At 59.1% G+C, this 14,863-nt stretch carries 12 protein-coding genes; 4 read left to right on the top strand and 8 right to left on the bottom strand.

Annotation, left to right across the window (positions count from 1 at the left end; translation table 11 throughout):
* Positions 1–288: 288 nt before the first annotated feature.
* Both hrpA and aceK read right to left on the bottom strand, forming a co-directional pair.
* The gene (gene hrpA / locus GPL81_RS18245) at positions 289–4,200 is read right to left on the bottom strand and encodes an ATP-dependent RNA helicase HrpA (RefSeq protein WP_160107841.1); all 3,912 of its coding nucleotides are present in this window, start codon (positions 4,198–4,200) and stop codon (positions 289–291) included.
* Positions 4,201–4,317: 117 nt separating this feature from the next.
* Positions 4,318–6,036: a bifunctional isocitrate dehydrogenase kinase/phosphatase gene (gene aceK / locus GPL81_RS18240; RefSeq protein WP_160107840.1), complete on the bottom strand. Its 1,719-nt coding sequence runs from the start codon at positions 6,034–6,036 to the stop codon at positions 4,318–4,320.
* Positions 6,037–6,194: 158 nt separating this feature from the next.
* Here aceK and GPL81_RS18235 point away from each other — a divergent pair, with 158 nt between their 5' ends.
* Complete coding sequence (locus GPL81_RS18235) at positions 6,195–7,103, top strand: DMT family transporter (protein ID WP_160107839.1); 909 nt, start codon at positions 6,195–6,197, stop codon at positions 7,101–7,103.
* Positions 7,104–7,200: 97 nt separating this feature from the next.
* Here GPL81_RS18235 and GPL81_RS18230 read toward each other — a convergent pair whose 3' ends face one another.
* From GPL81_RS18230 to cysK, 4 genes are all read right to left on the bottom strand, one after another.
* A complete protein-coding gene (locus GPL81_RS18230) occupies positions 7,201–8,064 on the bottom strand; it encodes a DMT family transporter (RefSeq protein ID WP_160107838.1) in 864 nt (287 codons plus the stop codon).
* A 98-nt stretch (positions 8,065–8,162) separates the two neighbouring features.
* On the bottom strand, positions 8,163–8,327 hold the full coding sequence (locus GPL81_RS31120; RefSeq protein ID WP_178122609.1) for a hypothetical protein: 165 nt from the start codon (positions 8,325–8,327) through the stop codon (positions 8,163–8,165).
* A 208-nt stretch (positions 8,328–8,535) separates the two neighbouring features.
* Entirely contained in the window at positions 8,536–9,474 is a 939-nt protein-coding gene (locus GPL81_RS18225; protein ID WP_096512957.1) for an aspartyl/asparaginyl beta-hydroxylase domain-containing protein, read from the bottom strand.
* Positions 9,475–9,694: 220 nt separating this feature from the next.
* On the bottom strand, positions 9,695–10,669 hold the full coding sequence (gene cysK, locus GPL81_RS18220; RefSeq protein ID WP_160107837.1) for a cysteine synthase A: 975 nt from the start codon (positions 10,667–10,669) through the stop codon (positions 9,695–9,697).
* 128 nt (positions 10,670–10,797) lie between these two features.
* Here cysK and GPL81_RS18215 point away from each other — a divergent pair, with 128 nt between their 5' ends.
* Entirely contained in the window at positions 10,798–11,874 is a 1,077-nt protein-coding gene (locus GPL81_RS18215) for a DUF748 domain-containing protein (RefSeq protein ID WP_160107836.1), read from the top strand.
* On the opposite strand, the gene GPL81_RS18210 is transcribed toward GPL81_RS18215, so the two are convergent.
* Both GPL81_RS18210 and GPL81_RS18205 read right to left on the bottom strand, forming a co-directional pair.
* Positions 11,871–12,371: a DUF2442 domain-containing protein gene (locus tag GPL81_RS18210; protein WP_160107835.1), complete on the bottom strand. Its 501-nt coding sequence runs from the start codon at positions 12,369–12,371 to the stop codon at positions 11,871–11,873. The two genes, GPL81_RS18215 and GPL81_RS18210, sit on opposite strands and share 4 nt — an antisense overlap.
* Positions 12,359–12,589, bottom strand: coding sequence for a DUF4160 domain-containing protein (locus GPL81_RS18205; RefSeq protein WP_178122610.1), 231 nt, complete (start codon positions 12,587–12,589; stop codon positions 12,359–12,361). Before GPL81_RS18205 ends, GPL81_RS18210 begins: the two co-directional genes overlap by 13 nt.
* Before the next feature lie 203 nt (positions 12,590–12,792).
* Between GPL81_RS18205 and GPL81_RS18200 the strand changes: the two genes are divergently transcribed.
* Complete coding sequence (locus tag GPL81_RS18200; RefSeq protein ID WP_096512962.1) at positions 12,793–13,638, top strand: AAA family ATPase; 846 nt, start codon at positions 12,793–12,795, stop codon at positions 13,636–13,638.
* Positions 13,639–13,663: 25 nt separating this feature from the next.
* Positions 13,664–14,842, top strand: coding sequence for a vWA domain-containing protein (locus GPL81_RS18195; protein ID WP_160107833.1), 1,179 nt, complete (start codon positions 13,664–13,666; stop codon positions 14,840–14,842).
* Positions 14,843–14,863: the final 21 nt, after the last annotated feature.

The raw sequence follows: 14,863 nt of genomic DNA, 5'->3' as shown, positions 1-14,863 counted from the left end.
TCAGGCAGAAAGCATTGGCACCGACGTACCAACACACAAAGGGTCTATTCCCATCCTGGGGACGCAAAACTGGCAACGTTATTCCGACACGCAACATGGCCGAAGGCTCTGGGTCGCGAAAACGGCGTTTATGGTCGCGAAGTTTGCCATAAACCTAATGATTTGGCGCCTTTTGCAAATGAATGCCCCACACCAAAGCCGCCTTACCCTGTGGGAGCAAAGCTTGCTCGCGATGGCGTCCTTGAAATCGCCATCGCGAGCAAGCTTTGCTCCCACAGGTGGTCAGTGTCAGGGCTCCACTTGCGTCCACTGCTTGCTCAAACGCTTGTCGGAGATCGGCACCTTGGTTCCCAGTTGCTGGGCGAACAGCGACACCCGGTACTCCTCCAGCCACCAGCGATAAAGCTCGAGTTGCGGATCGCGCTTGCCTTCCTGGGCGTGCTTGTTGGCGCGAGTCTGGTACTGAGTCCAGAGATTGGCCAATTCGCCACTCCATACCCGGTCCTTCTGCACCTGAGATCCGAGCTTTTCAAAACGCTGCTCGATGGCCTTGAGGTAACGTGGCAATTCCTTGAGCCATTGCATCGGTGTTTCGCGGACAAAGCCTGGATATACCAAATGGCTGAGCTGCTGCTTGATGTCGTTCAGGGCCACGGCTTGCGCCAGGTCGATCTTGCCCTTGAAGCGTTTTTGCAGGCCATGCCAGAGCTTGAGGATTTCCAGGGTCAGCTTCGCCACGCGTTCGGCGTGTTCGGTCCAGGCACCGCGCTTGCGCTCGGCCAGCGACGCCAGGCCGGCACCATCACGGGGCAACGGGTCTTCGCCGTCGAGAATGCAGCTGTCGAGGCTGGCCAGCAGAATGTCTTCCACCAGCGCGTCAACGCGCCCCATGTCGCGGTACAGCAGGCCCAGTTCGGTCAGCCCTGGCAGCTTGCCACGCAAAAACTTCGCCGGTTCCGCCAGTTGCTGCATCAGCAAGCGCTGCAGAGCGCGTCGGTGCTGGAACTCGGCTTCAGCCGGGGTGGAAAAACGTCCTTCCTTGACCGTGCCGCCCTCTTCCACCAGCGCCGGGTAGACCGTCATCGACAGCCCGGCAATCTTTTGCTGGGTTTTCTCGGCCACGGCGGCGAACACCTTCGGCTCCACCGGTTGCTGGCTTTTCGCGGTTTGCGGTACGGCCAGCGCCGCTTGGCTGGCTTCGGCAAAGCGCGCCGTCAGTTCGGCCAGATCTCGGCCTTCACCCAGGAACTTGCCCTGAGCGTCGACGATTTCCAGGTTCATGCGCAGATGGTTTTCCACCTGTTGCGCCGCTTCGGCCCAGGCTTCATCGCTGACACGGGCGCCGGTCATGCGCAGCAGCTCGCGACCCAAGGTCTGGGGCAACGACCCCTCGGCAAAGGTCATGCGCTGCAAGGCAGCCTTGACGAAGTCCGGCACCGGCACGAAGTTCTTGCGCAGTGCCTTGGGCAAGTTACGAACGAGCGCGATGCACTTGGCTTCGATGACACCCGGCACCAGCCATTCCAGACGTTCCGGCGGCAGCATCGGCAACAGCGGCGCCGGTACACGCAGGGTCACGCCGTCGCGCGGGTGGTTCGGTTCGAAGTGGTAACTCAGCGCCAACTCCAGATCGCCGATGTGCAGGGTGTCCGGATAGTGTTGGGCAGTGACTTCACTGGCCTCGCGGGCGAGCACGTCTTCTTCACGCATGATCAGCAGCTGCGGGTTTTTCTGGCTGTTGATCCGGTACCAACTGTCGAAGGTCGCGGTCTGGTGAATCTCCGCCGGTAGCCGCGCATCGTAGAAGGCGTACAGGGTTTCCTCATCAGCGAGGATGTCGCGACGACGAGCCTTGGCTTCCAGCTCATCGAGCTGCTCCAGCAACTGTTTGTTCGCTGTCAGGCACTTGGCCTTGGACTGGATTTCGCCACGCACCAGCGCTTCGCGGATGAACAGTTCACGGGACACCACCGGGTCTACCGGCCCGTAATGTACCGGGCGGCGACCGACCACGATCAACCCGAACAAGGTGATCTGCTCGAAGGCGACCACTTGGCCACGCTTCTTCTCCCAATGGGGCTCGAAGTGATTTTTCTTGATCAAGTGCCCGGCCAGCGGTTCGATCCAGTCGGCGTCGATCTTCGCCACCATGCGCGCGTAGAGCTTGGTGGTTTCCACCAGTTCGGCAGTCATCAGCCATTGCGGACGTTTCTTGCCGATCCCCGACGAGGGGTGAATCCAGAAGCGCCGCTGACGGGCGCCCAGGTAGTCGCCGTCTTCGGTCTTCTGACCGATCTGGCTGAGCAGCCCCACCAGCACCGCTTTGTGCAGTTTCGGGTAATCCGCCGGCTCTTTGTTGAGGCTCAGCTGCATGTCGCGGCAGATCAGGCTCAATTGGCGATGGGAGTCACGCCACTCGCGCAGGCGCAGGTAATTGAGAAAATTCTTGCGGCACCAGTTGCGCAGCGGGCTGGCGGTCAGCGCCTGGCGCTGCTCCTCGAAGCCGCGCCACAGATTGACCAGCCCGGCGAAGTCCGAGTCGGCGTCTTTCCATTGCGCATGGGCCTGATCCGCCGCTTGCTGGCGTTCCGGCGGGCGTTCGCGGGGGTCCTGGATCGACATGGCGCTGGCGACGATCAGCACTTCCTGCAAGCTGCCGAGCTTCGCCGCTTCCAGCAGCATGCGCCCCATGCGCGGGTCCACCGGCAGCCGTGCCAACTGACGACCGAGCGGGGTCAACTGGCTGTTGCGGTCCACCGCCGAGAGTTCTTGCAGCAGGTTGTAACCATCGCTGATGGCCTTGCCATCCGGCGGCTCGATGAACGGAAACGCAGTCACTTCGCCAAGGCGCAGGTGCAGCATCTGCAAGATAACGGCCGCGAGGTTGGTGCGCAGGATTTCCGGATCGGTAAATTCCGGGCGACCGAGGAAATCTTCTTCGCTGTACAGGCGCACGCAAATGCCCGGCTCGACCCGCCCGCAACGGCCCTTGCGCTGGTTGGCGCTGGCCTGGGAAATCGCTTCGATGGGCAGGCGCTGAACCTTGGCACGGTAGCTGTAGCGACTGATGCGCGCGGTGCCGCTGTCGATCACGTAGCGAATGCCCGGCACCGTGAGCGAGGTTTCCGCGACGTTAGTTGCCAGGACCACACGACGCCCCGGATGCGACTGGAAAATCCGCTGCTGCTCGGCCGGCGACAAGCGCGCGTACAGCGGCAGGATCTCGGTGTGCTTGAGCTGGGCCTTGCGCAACATGTCGGCGGCGTCGCGAATCTCGCGCTCGCCGGGCAGGAACACCAGCACGTCGCCGGGACTACGGCGTTCGCTGCGCTCATAGGCGGCAATTTCGTCGAGGGTGGCGAGAATCGCCTGATCCACGGTCAGGTCGTCTTCGACGCGGTTGCCCTCTTCGTCCTGCTCCAGGGTCAGCGGGCGATACCAGGTGTCCACCGGGAAGGTTCGGCCGGAGACCTCGACTATCGGTGCATCGTCGAAGTGCTTGGAGAAGCGCTCCAGGTCGATGGTCGCCGAGGTGATGATGACTTTCAGGTCCGGACGGCGCGGCAGCAGGGTTTTCAGATAACCGAGCAGGAAGTCGATGTTGAGGCTGCGTTCGTGGGCTTCGTCGACGATGATCGTGTCGTAGCGTTCCAGATACCGGTCGTTCTGGGTTTCCGCCAGCAAAATGCCGTCGGTCATCAGCTTGATCAGGGTATTGGAATCGCTCTGATCCTCGAACCGCACCTGATAGCCGACCAGCGCGCCCAGCGGCGTGCCCAGCTCTTCGGCCACCCGGCTCGCCACGCTGCGCGCGGCAATCCGGCGCGGCTGGGTGTGGCCGATCAGGCCATGCTGGCCGCGCCCGATTTCCAGGCAGATCTTCGGCAGCTGGGTGGTTTTACCCGAGCCGGTTTCGCCGGCGATGATCAGCACCTGATGCTTTTCCAGTGCCTTCTTGATTTCGTCGCGCTTGGCGGCAATCGGCAGGCTGTCGTCATAACGAATCACCGGCAGGCTGGCCTTGCGCGCCAGCACCTGGTCACAGGACGCCTGCATGCGCGCCACCCACTGGGCCAGTTTGGCCTCATCGGGTTTTTTGCGCAGCTCAAGCAACTGCCGCCGCAGCCGGTGGCGGTCGGCGAGCATGGCGTGATCGAGGTTTTTCAGCAGTTTGTCGATGGAGGGCGATTCGTCGGTCATCGGGTACGCAATTCAGTCGTCTAGTGGCGCAAGGGCGCGATTGTCGCAGATTTGGTGGTGTAAATGAGTGTTGCAACATTTTGGATTTCCAGTGCCCTGTGGTGGTTCGTAAACGAGTTATTCGTTATCGAGCCCTTTACGCCGATACGGGAACACATCGATCACCTTGCCGGCCCGAATCGCCTCTTGCAGGCTTTTCCAGTAATCGGCGTTGTACAACTCGCCATGCAACTGATCGAACAACCGGCGCTGCCCGGCATCGGCAAACAGGAACGGCGGAAACTCTTCGGGGAACACGTCCAGCGGTCCGATCGAGTACCACGGCTCCGAGGCCATTTCATCCTCGGGTGTACGTGGTGCCGGAATGTGACGGAAGTTGGCTTCGGTGAGGAAGCAGATCTCGTCGTAGTCGTAGAACACCACACGACCGTGACGGGTGACACCAAAATTCTTCAGCAGCATGTCGCCGGGAAAAATGTTCGCCGCCGCCAGTTGCTTGATCGCCAGACCGTAATCTTCCAACGCCTCGCGAACCTGCGCCTCGCTGGCATTTTCCAGGTACAGGTTCAATGGTGTCATCCGCCGTTCGGTCCAGCAGTGGCGGATCAGCACGGTGTCACCTTCGACCGACACCGTGGACGGCGCGACTTCCAGCAGTTCCTCCAGGCAGGCCGGATCGAATTTGCTCAGCGGGAAACGGAAGTCGGCGAACTCCTGGGTATCGGCCATGCGCCCTACGCGATCGACGCTTTTCACCAGCCGGTACTTTTCGATCACGGTGGCGCGGTCGACGTTTTTCGACGGCGAAAAACGGTCCTTGATGATTTTGAATACGGTGTTGAACCCCGGCAGGGTGAACACAGTCATCACCATGCCGCGCACGCCCGGTGCCATGATGAACTGATCGTCGGTATTGGCCAGGTGATTGATCAGCGCCCGGTAGAACTCGGACTTGCCGTGTTTGTAGAAACCGATCGAGGTGTACAGCTCGGCGATGTGCTTGCCCGGCAGGATGCGCCTGAGAAAGCCGATGAACTCCGCCGGCACCGGCACATCCACCATGAAATATGAACGGGTGAAGGAGAAAATAATCGATACGTCAGCTTCGTCGGTGATCAGCGCATCGATCTGAATGCCGCGACCTTCGCGGTGCAGCAGCGGGATCGCCAGCGGCCATTGCTCATCGGCGGTGTAGATACGCCCCACCAGATACGCGCCCTTGTTGCGGTAGAGCACCGAGGAAAACAGCTCGACGCTCAAATCCGGGTCCTTGCACACCCAGTCCGGCAGGTTCTCGCGCAGTTGCGCTTCGAGGCGGCGCAGGTCACCGGGCAGGTCGGCGTATTCCTCACTGAAGCGGTAGTCGGCAAAGATGCTCACCAGCATGCCCGACAATTGGCCTTGGGGTTTGTAGGTGCGGGTTTGCGCGGCCCGGGCCCGCCGCAGGCTCGGCCGGGTGGTGTGGATGAACATGCAGCCGTCGCTGATCAGGTCATGGCTGAACAGCCCGCAGAAAATCGAGTTGTACCAGGTCTCTGACAGTTCATCGTCGAAACGCAGGTCGATCAGGCTGATGTAGGCGTTTTTGACCAGTGGCCAACAGCTGACATCCAGCGTGTCGCTGTCGAATGCGATGCGCAGCCGCTCGACCGTTTCACTGACCTTTTCTTCATAGAGGTTGATCCGTGCCGCCGAGGCGACCTGCGTCTCCTGCCACAGTGCCTGCTCGAAGCGCGCCCGGGCGCCGTCAGTGATCTGGCGGAAATGCTCGCGGTAATCGTCAAAGCCATCGAGGATCAATCGGGCGATGTCGGCGGCTGGCCAATGCTGCGGCATAGTGAGACCTCTGCGGGAATTTGTGAGCCTTGAGCTTAGCCAGTGAAGCGGGTGCAGGAGAAGCGTAATTTTCCGGCGAATTAAACGCCCGGTTTTCGGTTGCCATCGATCACGCACTCAGCAACACTTTCGCCCCTCCCTCAAGGAAGGAACGCAATGTGAACCCCGTCGATATTTTCCGTTTACTGTCACTGGCGGCCATTTGGGGTGCGAGTTTTCTGTTCATGCGCATTATCGCCCCGGTGATTGGCAGCATCCCTACCGCTTTTTTCCGCGTATCGATTGCCACCGCCGGGTTGCTGGTGATTCTTGGCCTGATGCGCATCAGCTGGGATTTCAAAGGCAAACTCAAGACCGTGATGCTGCTCGGGGTGATCAACTCCGGCATCCCGGCGACCTTGTACTCCGTTGCAGCACAGGTGCTGCCCGCCGGTTACTCGTCGATTTTCAACGCCACCACGCCGCTGATGGGCGTGCTGATCGGCGGGCTGTTTTTCCATGAAAGACTCACCGCCGCGAAGCTCGGCGGAGTTTTTCTCGGGCTGTTCGGGGTCGGCGTGCTGACCCGCGCGGGCCCGGTGGCGTTCGATCTCGGGTTGTTGATGGGGGCTGTCGCCTGCCTGCTCGCTACCACATGCTACGGTTTTGCCGGATTCCTGGCCCGGCGCTGGCTCGATCAGGCCGGTGGTTTGGACAGCCGTTTGTCGGCACTGGGCAGCATGCTCGGCGCGACGTTGTTCCTGTTGCCGTTGTTCGGTTACAGCGTGATCAGCCAGCCACCGGCGAGCTGGGGCGGCTGGAACGTTTGGCTGTCGTTACTGGGCCTGGGGCTGGGTTGCACGGCGTTTGCCTACATTATTTACTTCCGGCTGCTGAGCTCGATTGGCCCGGTGAAATCGATGACTACGACCTTCCTGATTCCGCTGTTCGGGGTGTTGTGGGGGGCGATGTTTCTCGATGAGCCGCTGTCGATGGCGCACATTTATGGTGGGGTGTTGATTGCCGCGGCGTTGTGGTTGGTGTTGAAGCCAGCGGTGGTGAAGCGGGCTGAAGTATCAGCCCGATAGTTTTGCGGAGTTGCTGATGGCGCCTTCGCTGGCGAGCCAGCTCCTACAAGGGATTTCGTGGCCCTTGTAGGAGCTGGCTTGCCAGCGAAAGCGGTGGCTACGCGGTTTTACGGAACACGAACACCAGGCCAACGATGATCAACAGCATGCCCAGCATGCTCAACGTCGCCAGTCGATTACCGAAAAACAGGTAGTCCATTACTGCCGTCACCGCCGGCACCAGGTAAAACAGACTGGTGACATTCACCAGGTTGCCTCGGGCGATCAAGCGGTACAGCAACAGTGTCGCCAGTACCGACACTACCAGCCCCATCCACAACACCGGCACGATAAAACCGCTGTTGTGCTCGAAGTGAAACGGCTGGAACGGCACGAAGATCCCGCAGAGCAATAATCCCGCGAGGTATTGCACCGGCAGTGTGCCGAGGGGATTGTCGGTGATGCGTTTCTGCATGATGGAGCCGAACGTCATGCTCGCCAGCGCCAGCAAACCAAAGAGCATCCCGGCCAACGACATGCCGGCCAGGCCGATGCCCTGATAAACCACCATGATCAACCCGGCCAGACCGAGCGACAGACCAAACATCCGGCTGGCTGATCGCTGACGCTCCATGATCACCACCGTAAGAATCGGCTGCACGCCCATGATCGTTGCCATCACGCCCGGCGTGACTTTCAGGTCGAGGGCCAGCAAATAGAAAATCTGGTAAGCCCCCAACAGCACCATCCCGGTGGCCATCGCGTACAGCATCGGCTTTCCACCTTTGGGCAGCTTCAGCTTGAGCAACGGCACCAGCAACAGCAAACCGCACAGGGCGATGACAAAGCGCACCAACAGAAAGGCAAAGGGCGCCGCATGGGCCAGCCCCCATTTGGAGAAGATCGCCCCGCTGCTCCACAGCAGGACGAACAGGCTCGTGGAAGCCGCCGCGAGCGCGGACTTTTGAGAAAGGACAAACATGAGTACCACCTGTAGTCAGGCAAAGAGCCAATTCAGCCGAAGCTGAAATTCAGTAGTTTTTTTCAGGCGGGTGCAGGGCGTCAGCAGAGAAACGCTGATCAGCCCCAAACGCCAACGCCCGGTGGTGATACGACTGCGTACACCGGCGTGCTACTGACAGGTGGAGGGTAATGACTGATCTGCACAGGCTGCTGATTCCCGCACGGCACGACGCCAGCGTTGACCGCTGAATCGACTACCGCGTTGATGAGGGATGCAGGCATGGGCTGATCTTTTTTAGAAGGATGAAAAAGCGGGTTCGGGAACTCGCTGTGCGCCGACTATAACCAGCGCTCGACATGGATTGCAATAATTTGAACTATCTCTGTAGGAGCGAGCCCGCTCGCGATGGACGTAAACGATAACGCGCCCATCCTGGATCAACGCGGTGCCCATGAGACCATCGCGAGCGGGCTCGCTCCTACAGGGGGATTAACCAAATAGCCAATAGCCCAGCAACGTCAGCACGACCACCGCCAGCACCGGTCGCAACACTCGGTAGGCCTTGGGATTACGACGCTTCCACTGCTTGACCACGCCGCTGAACTTGTCGCTGGAGTTCTTGCTCCATGCATAAGCCTGATTGATCCCGCCAACGCGTTCGTCATCGAGGTTCTGCGGTGCAGTAGCGCGGCCCAGCAGGCCGCTGATCCAGCGGTTGATGCGGGTCATCAGGCGGTTGCTCAGCGGTCGTTCGATGTCGCAAAACAGGATGACCCGGGTCTTGTCGGTTTCGTTCTTGACCCAGTGCACGTAGGTTTCATCGAACATCACGTCTTCACCGTCACGCCAGGCGTAAACCTGACCGTCGACAAAGATGCGGCAGTCGTCGGAGTTGGGTGTCGACAGGCCCAGGTGATAACGCAGCGAGCCGGCGAATGGGTCGCGGTGCGGGTTGAGGTGGCTTCCGCCCGGCAGCAGCGCGAACATGGCGCCTTTGACGTTGGGTATGCCGCTGACCAGTGCCACGGTTTTCGGGCACAGGAGTTCGGCCGAGGGCAACGGTTTGTCGTACCACTTGAGGTAGAAACGTTTCCACCCCTTCTTGAAAAACGAGCCGAATCCAGCATCGTTGTTCTTCTCGGCGGCGCGAATGTAACCCTCATCGAACAGGTGCATGGCTTCGTCGCGAATGACTTCCCAATTGTCCTTGAGCACGTCCAGTTCAGGGAATTTACTGCGGTCGAGATAAGGTTTGGAAGGCACGCCGGAGAACAGGTACATCAACGCGTTATAGGGTGCGAACAGCGCCGAATGGTTGACGAATTGACGCAGTACCGGCAAACGCGCCTTGCCACGTAAATGCACATAGAGCGTACTGCCGAGAAACAGCAGCAACACCGACGCCTTCGCGGCAAAGGAAAAGGTCATCAACAACTCCTTGGTATAGAGACACTCTGCGCAACGCCATTACCCCGACGTGGCAGCCATCATGATAAACACTACCCACTTCGGGAAAAACCCGCCTGTTTAAACATTCAGTATTATGGATTGCGCAATAAAGTACTTCTTAACACACATCTCCTGAATGCTGGCTGACCTGAGTCAGCCAACCATCAGCGAAGGAAACCCGTGCCCTATCGGCAAAACGTTACTGCTGGTTCTCCTGCTCGGTAAACAGATCACTGAACAACATGCTCGACAGGTAACGCTCGCCGGAATCCGGCAGGATCACCACGATCGTCTTGCCCTGCATTTCCGGGGTTTCGGCCAACCTTACCGCCACCGCCATCGCCGCGCCGCAGGAAATACCGCACAGAATCCCTTCTTCCTGCATCAATCGCAGGGCCATGGCCTTGGATTCCTCGTCGCTGACCAATTCCACCCGGTCGACGATCGACAGGTCCAGGTTCTTCGGCACAAAACCGGCACCGATCCCCTGGATCTTGTGCGGGCTCGGCTTGATTTCCTCACCGGCCAGCGCCTGGGTGATCACCGGCGACACCGCTGGCTCCACCGCCACGGAGATGATCGGCTTGCCCTGGGTATTCTTGATATACCGTGAAACGCCGGTGATGGTTCCACCGGTTCCGACACCGGACACAAGGACATCAACAGCACCATCGGTGTCGTTCCAGATCTCGGGGCCGGTGGTTTTTTCATGGATGGCAGGGTTGGCCGGATTATCGAACTGCGCTGGCATGAAGTACCGGGATGCATCGCTGGCAACGATTTCAGCCGCTTTCTCGATCGCGCCCTTCATGCCCTTGGCCGGTTCGGTCAGCACCAGTTCCGCCCCCAGCGCTTTCAACACTTTTCGACGCTCGATACTCATGGATGAAGGCATGGTCAGCATCAATTTGTAGCCCCGCGCCGCCGCCACGAAGGCCAGGCCAATGCCGGTATTGCCGGAGGTCGGCTCGACGATGGTCATGCCAGGCTTGAGTTTGCCAGTGCTTTCGGCGTCCCAGATCATGTTCGCGCCAATCCGGCACTTGACCGAATAACCAGGGTTGCGCCCTTCGATCTTGGCCAGGATGGTCACACCGCGCGGCGCGATACGGTTGATCTGCACCAGCGGCGTATTACCGATGGAGTGGGCGTTGTCAGCGAAAATACGGCTCATGGCTGGGTCCTTGATACAGCATTCAATAAGCGCACAAAGGTATGCCTGTTGCCCCTGTGCGTCCAGTCAGGTCGAACGTCCGGTTATCGCCGCAGTCAATGGCTTTAGATCGCCAGAGAATTGCCATCATGAAACGTCGATACAGCTGGCCACTTTGGGCCTTCGCCGGCCTCGTTGTGCTGCTGATTGCCCTGCACTTCGCCCTGCCCTACATGGTGCGCGACTACCTCAATGACAAACTGGCGGACATGGGTGATTACCGCGGCCAGATCACCGACGTGGACCTGGCCCTGTGGCGTGGCGCCTACAAAATTAACGGCCTGAAAATCGTCAAGGTCGACGGCAAGGTGCCAGTGCCGTTCGTCAATGCGCCGTTGATCGACCTCTCCGTCAGCTGGCATTCCCTCTGGTACGACCACGCCGTGGTGGCCCAAGTACAGTTCATCAAGCCTGAAGTGAATTTCGTCGACGGCGGCGCCAACAAACAGAATTCCCAGACCGGTCAAGGCACAGACTGGCGCGCCCAGTTGGGAAAATTGCTGCCGATTACCTTGAACGAAGTGCGGATCGATGACGGCAAGATCAGCTTTCGCAATTTCAACTCCAAACCTCCCGTGAACATGAACGCCACGAAGGTCGACGCCAGCATTTACAACCTGACCAACGTGGTCGACACCAAAGGCAAGCGCGATGCCCGTTTCGAAGGCAAGGCGCTGCTACTGGGGCATGCGCCGCTGGAAACCACCGCGACCTTCGACCCACTGAGCAACTTTGAAGACTTCGAATTTCGTCTGCGGGCCAAAGACATCGAGCTCAAGCGTCTGAACGACTTCGCTTCGGCCTACGGCAAGTTCGATTTCAATGCCGGCCATGGCGATGTAGTCATCGAAGCGCAGGCCAAAAAAGCCAAATTGACCGGCTACATCAAACCGTTGCTGAGGGATGTCGACGTTTTCAATTGGCAGCAGGATGTGGAAAACAAGGACAAGGGGATTTTCCGTTCCATTTGGGAAGCCATCGTCGGCGGCTCTGAAACCGTGTTGAAAAACCAGGGCAAGAACCAGTTTGCTACCCGCGTCGAACTGAGCGGCAGCGTTCACCGGCAAGATATCAGCGCGTTCCAGGCGTTTTTGCAGATTTTGCGCAATGGATTCATCGAGGCATTCAATGCCCGCTATGAACGGCCGAAACCGGATGCCGGTTAACTTTTGCGCGTAACGGTATAGCGGCCATTCTCTTCGGCTGCCCTTAACGACTTTGATTGCTGTTGCAGGAAGTCCCAGCCAAGACAGGCCAGGGCCAACGAACGCGGCACGGCTTCTCGCCCACTGCTGTAGCGGCTGATACTTCGAGTACTCACCCCCAATGCCTCAGCGGCCTGATTGAGCGGCAATCCGGTGCGAGCGCGCCAGTCGATGAAAATCCGCGTGTTTTCGTCCGATGCGTTTTGCGCAAGCGCATCCAGATACAAGGTGTCGGCACCCATCTGGATATCCTGCTCAGGCCATTCCACACACCATCCGTCATCGCCCAGCACGGCACCGTCGAAAGCGCTCCCCAGCAAAGGTTGCAACCCCGGAAAAGCCTGCAGGTCACGGCTCAAATCGAGGGACAATTGTTGACCGTCGATGAACGTCAGCGCCAGACGGTAATCCTCCAGCACCCGCACCGCCGACAGCCGTGGTCGTTTCATGGGTAACATCGTTTCCAATCCTCCAGCAATTGAACTTGATTAGCCCTGATCCATTCCAGCGCTTCCGTGATAATCAGTGGCGGTGCCTTGCCCATCATCACCTCGACGGTCTCCAGGCTCAGCATGACATCCAGCCCGCCACCGGTCAGGTGGACGTGGGGTGGCGGATGGTCCTTTTCACGCAACTGAATGCGGTACGTATCTCGAAATCGGTATTTAGTAGACATGTATCGCAAGCTATCGCCAAAATGGCGATAGCTCAATGCTGGCCCACCGCCGAGACTGAGTCAAGATGTGACGCTCCATTCAGAGACTGAATAAGCCTTCTGCGTTCACAGTCGACCGGACACCGAGTTATAGTCGGGCTTGACCATTTATTGCGCACCGCCCTGCCTCACACAGGTCGGCATTACCGTTCGAGGATTTGCAGATGAAGTTCGAAGGCACCCAGGCCTACGTCGCCACCGATGACCTGAAGCTGGCGGTCAACGCCGCCATCACCCTGGAGCGACCACTGCTGGTCAAGGGTGAACCGGGCACCGGCAAGACCATGCTCGCCGAGCAACTGGCCGAATCCTTTGGCGCCAAGCTGATCACCTGGCACATCAAGTCCACCACCAAGGCCCATCAAGGCCTCTACGAGTACGACGCGGTCAGCCGTCTGCGTGACTCGCAGCTCGGCACGGAAAAGGTTCACGACGTTCGCAACTATCTGAAGAAGGGCAAGCTCTGGGAGGCTTTCGAGTCCGAAGAGCGAGTGATCCTGCTGATCGACGAAATCGACAAGGCCGACATCGAGTTCCCCAACGACCTGTTGCAAGAACTCGACAAGATGGAGTTCTACGTCTACGAGATCGACGAGACCATCAAGGCGAAAAAGCGCCCGATCATCATCATTACCTCCAACAACGAAAAAGAGCTGCCGGACGCCTTCCTGCGCCGCTGCTTCTTCCACTACATCGCCTTCCCTGATCGCAGCACGATGCAGCGGATCGTCGACGTGCACTACCCGGACATCAAGAAAGACCTGGTCAGCGAAGCGCTGGACGTGTTCTTCGACGTGCGCAAGGTGCCGGGCCTGAAGAAGAAACCCTCGACCTCCGAACTGGTGGATTGGCTGAAACTGCTGATGGCCGACAACATTGGCGAAGCGGTGCTGCGCGAACGCGATCCGACCAAGGCCATCCCGCCACTGGCCGGCGCCTTGGTGAAAAACGAACAGGACGTGCAACTGCTTGAGCGTCTGGCGTTCATGAGCCGTCGCGGCTCTCGCTAAGCACCGCTAACCAAGGGCCAACGCCATGCTGCTCAATCTGTTCAATGAAATGCGCGCCGCCAAGGTACCCGTCTCGGTGCGCGAGCTGCTGGACCTGATCAACGCGCTGAAACAGCGCGTGACCTTTGCCGACATGGACGAGTTCTATTACTTGTCCCGGGCGATCCTGGTGAAGGACGAACGGCATTTCGACAAGTTCGACCGGGCCTTCAGTGCCTACTTCAACGGTCTGGAAAAACTCGACGACCACTTGCAGGCACTGATCCCCGAAGATTGGCTGCGCAAGGAGTTCGAACGCTCCCTGACCGACGAAGAAAGGGCCGCTATCCAGTCCCTCGGTGGTCTGGACAAACTGATCGAAGAGTTCAAGAAACGCCTGGAAGAACAGAAGGAACGCCATGCCGGTGGCAACAAGTGGATCGGCACCGGTGGCACCAGCCCGTTCGGTTCCGGTGGTTTCAACCCGGAAGGCATCCGGGTCGGCGACGCCGGCAAGCGCCAGGGCCGGGCCGCCAAAGTCTGGGACCAGCGCGAGTACAAGAACCTCGATGACTCTGTGGAACTGGGCACGCGCAACATCAAGGTCGCCCTGCGCCGCCTGCGCAAGTTCGCCCGCCAGGGTGCGGCGGAAGAACTGGACATCGATGGCACCATCGACCACACCGCTAAAGATGCCGGGTTGCTGAACATCCAGATGCGCCCCGAGCGGCGCAACACGGTCAAGTTGTTGCTGTTGTTCGACATTGGCGGCTCGATGGACGCCCACGTGAAGATCTGCGAAGAACTGTTTTCGGCTTGCAAGACCGAGTTCAAGCACCTGGAGTACTTCTACTTCCACAACTTCATCTATGAGTCGGTATGGAAGAACAACATGCGCCGTACGTCCGAGCGCACCTCGACCATGGACCTGCTGCACAAGTACGGCGCCGACTATAAAGTGATCTTCATCGGTGACGCCGCCATGGCGCCCTACGAAATCACCCAGGCCGGTGGCAGTGTCGAGCACTGGAACGAAGAAGCCGGTTACGTGTGGATGCAGCGTTTCAGGGAGAAGTACAAGAAGCTCATCTGGATCAATCCGTATCCGAAAGACACCTGGGGCTACACCTCGTCGACCAATATTGTTCGGGATTTGATCGAGGACCAGATGTATCCGCTGACGTTGCGGGGGCTTGAAGAGGGGATGCGGTTTCTTTCCAAATAATCTCGATTGTCTGGACTGACG

The organism is Pseudomonas izuensis (assembly GCF_009861505.1).
GTDB classification, from domain to species: Bacteria; Pseudomonadota; Gammaproteobacteria; order Pseudomonadales; family Pseudomonadaceae; genus Aquipseudomonas; species Aquipseudomonas izuensis.
The sequence above is the reverse complement of the archived record's forward strand: the minus strand, read 5'-3'. Positions and strand labels throughout refer to the sequence as shown.

Excerpts from the sequence above, each read along its gene's own strand:
- hrpA (WP_160107841.1), bottom strand. The coding sequence starts at position 4,200 with ATGACCGACGAATCGCCCTCCATCGACAAACTGCTGAAAAACCTCGAT.
- aceK (WP_160107840.1), bottom strand. The coding sequence starts at position 6,036 with ATGCCGCAGCATTGGCCAGCCGCCGACATCGCCCGATTGATCCTCGAT.
- GPL81_RS18230 (WP_160107838.1), bottom strand. The coding sequence starts at position 8,064 with ATGTTTGTCCTTTCTCAAAAGTCCGCGCTCGCGGCGGCTTCCACGAGC.
- GPL81_RS31120 (WP_178122609.1), bottom strand. The coding sequence starts at position 8,327 with ATGCCTGCATCCCTCATCAACGCGGTAGTCGATTCAGCGGTCAACGCT.
- GPL81_RS18225 (WP_096512957.1), bottom strand. The coding sequence starts at position 9,474 with ATGACCTTTTCCTTTGCCGCGAAGGCGTCGGTGTTGCTGCTGTTTCTC.
- cysK (WP_160107837.1), bottom strand. The coding sequence starts at position 10,669 with ATGAGCCGTATTTTCGCTGACAACGCCCACTCCATCGGTAATACGCCG.
- GPL81_RS18215 (WP_160107836.1), top strand. The coding sequence starts at position 10,798 with ATGAAACGTCGATACAGCTGGCCACTTTGGGCCTTCGCCGGCCTCGTT.
- GPL81_RS18210 (WP_160107835.1), bottom strand. The coding sequence starts at position 12,371 with ATGTTACCCATGAAACGACCACGGCTGTCGGCGGTGCGGGTGCTGGAG.
- GPL81_RS18205 (WP_178122610.1), bottom strand. The coding sequence starts at position 12,589 with ATGTCTACTAAATACCGATTTCGAGATACGTACCGCATTCAGTTGCGT.
- GPL81_RS18200 (WP_096512962.1), top strand. The coding sequence starts at position 12,793 with ATGAAGTTCGAAGGCACCCAGGCCTACGTCGCCACCGATGACCTGAAG.
- GPL81_RS18195 (WP_160107833.1), top strand. The coding sequence starts at position 13,664 with ATGCTGCTCAATCTGTTCAATGAAATGCGCGCCGCCAAGGTACCCGTC.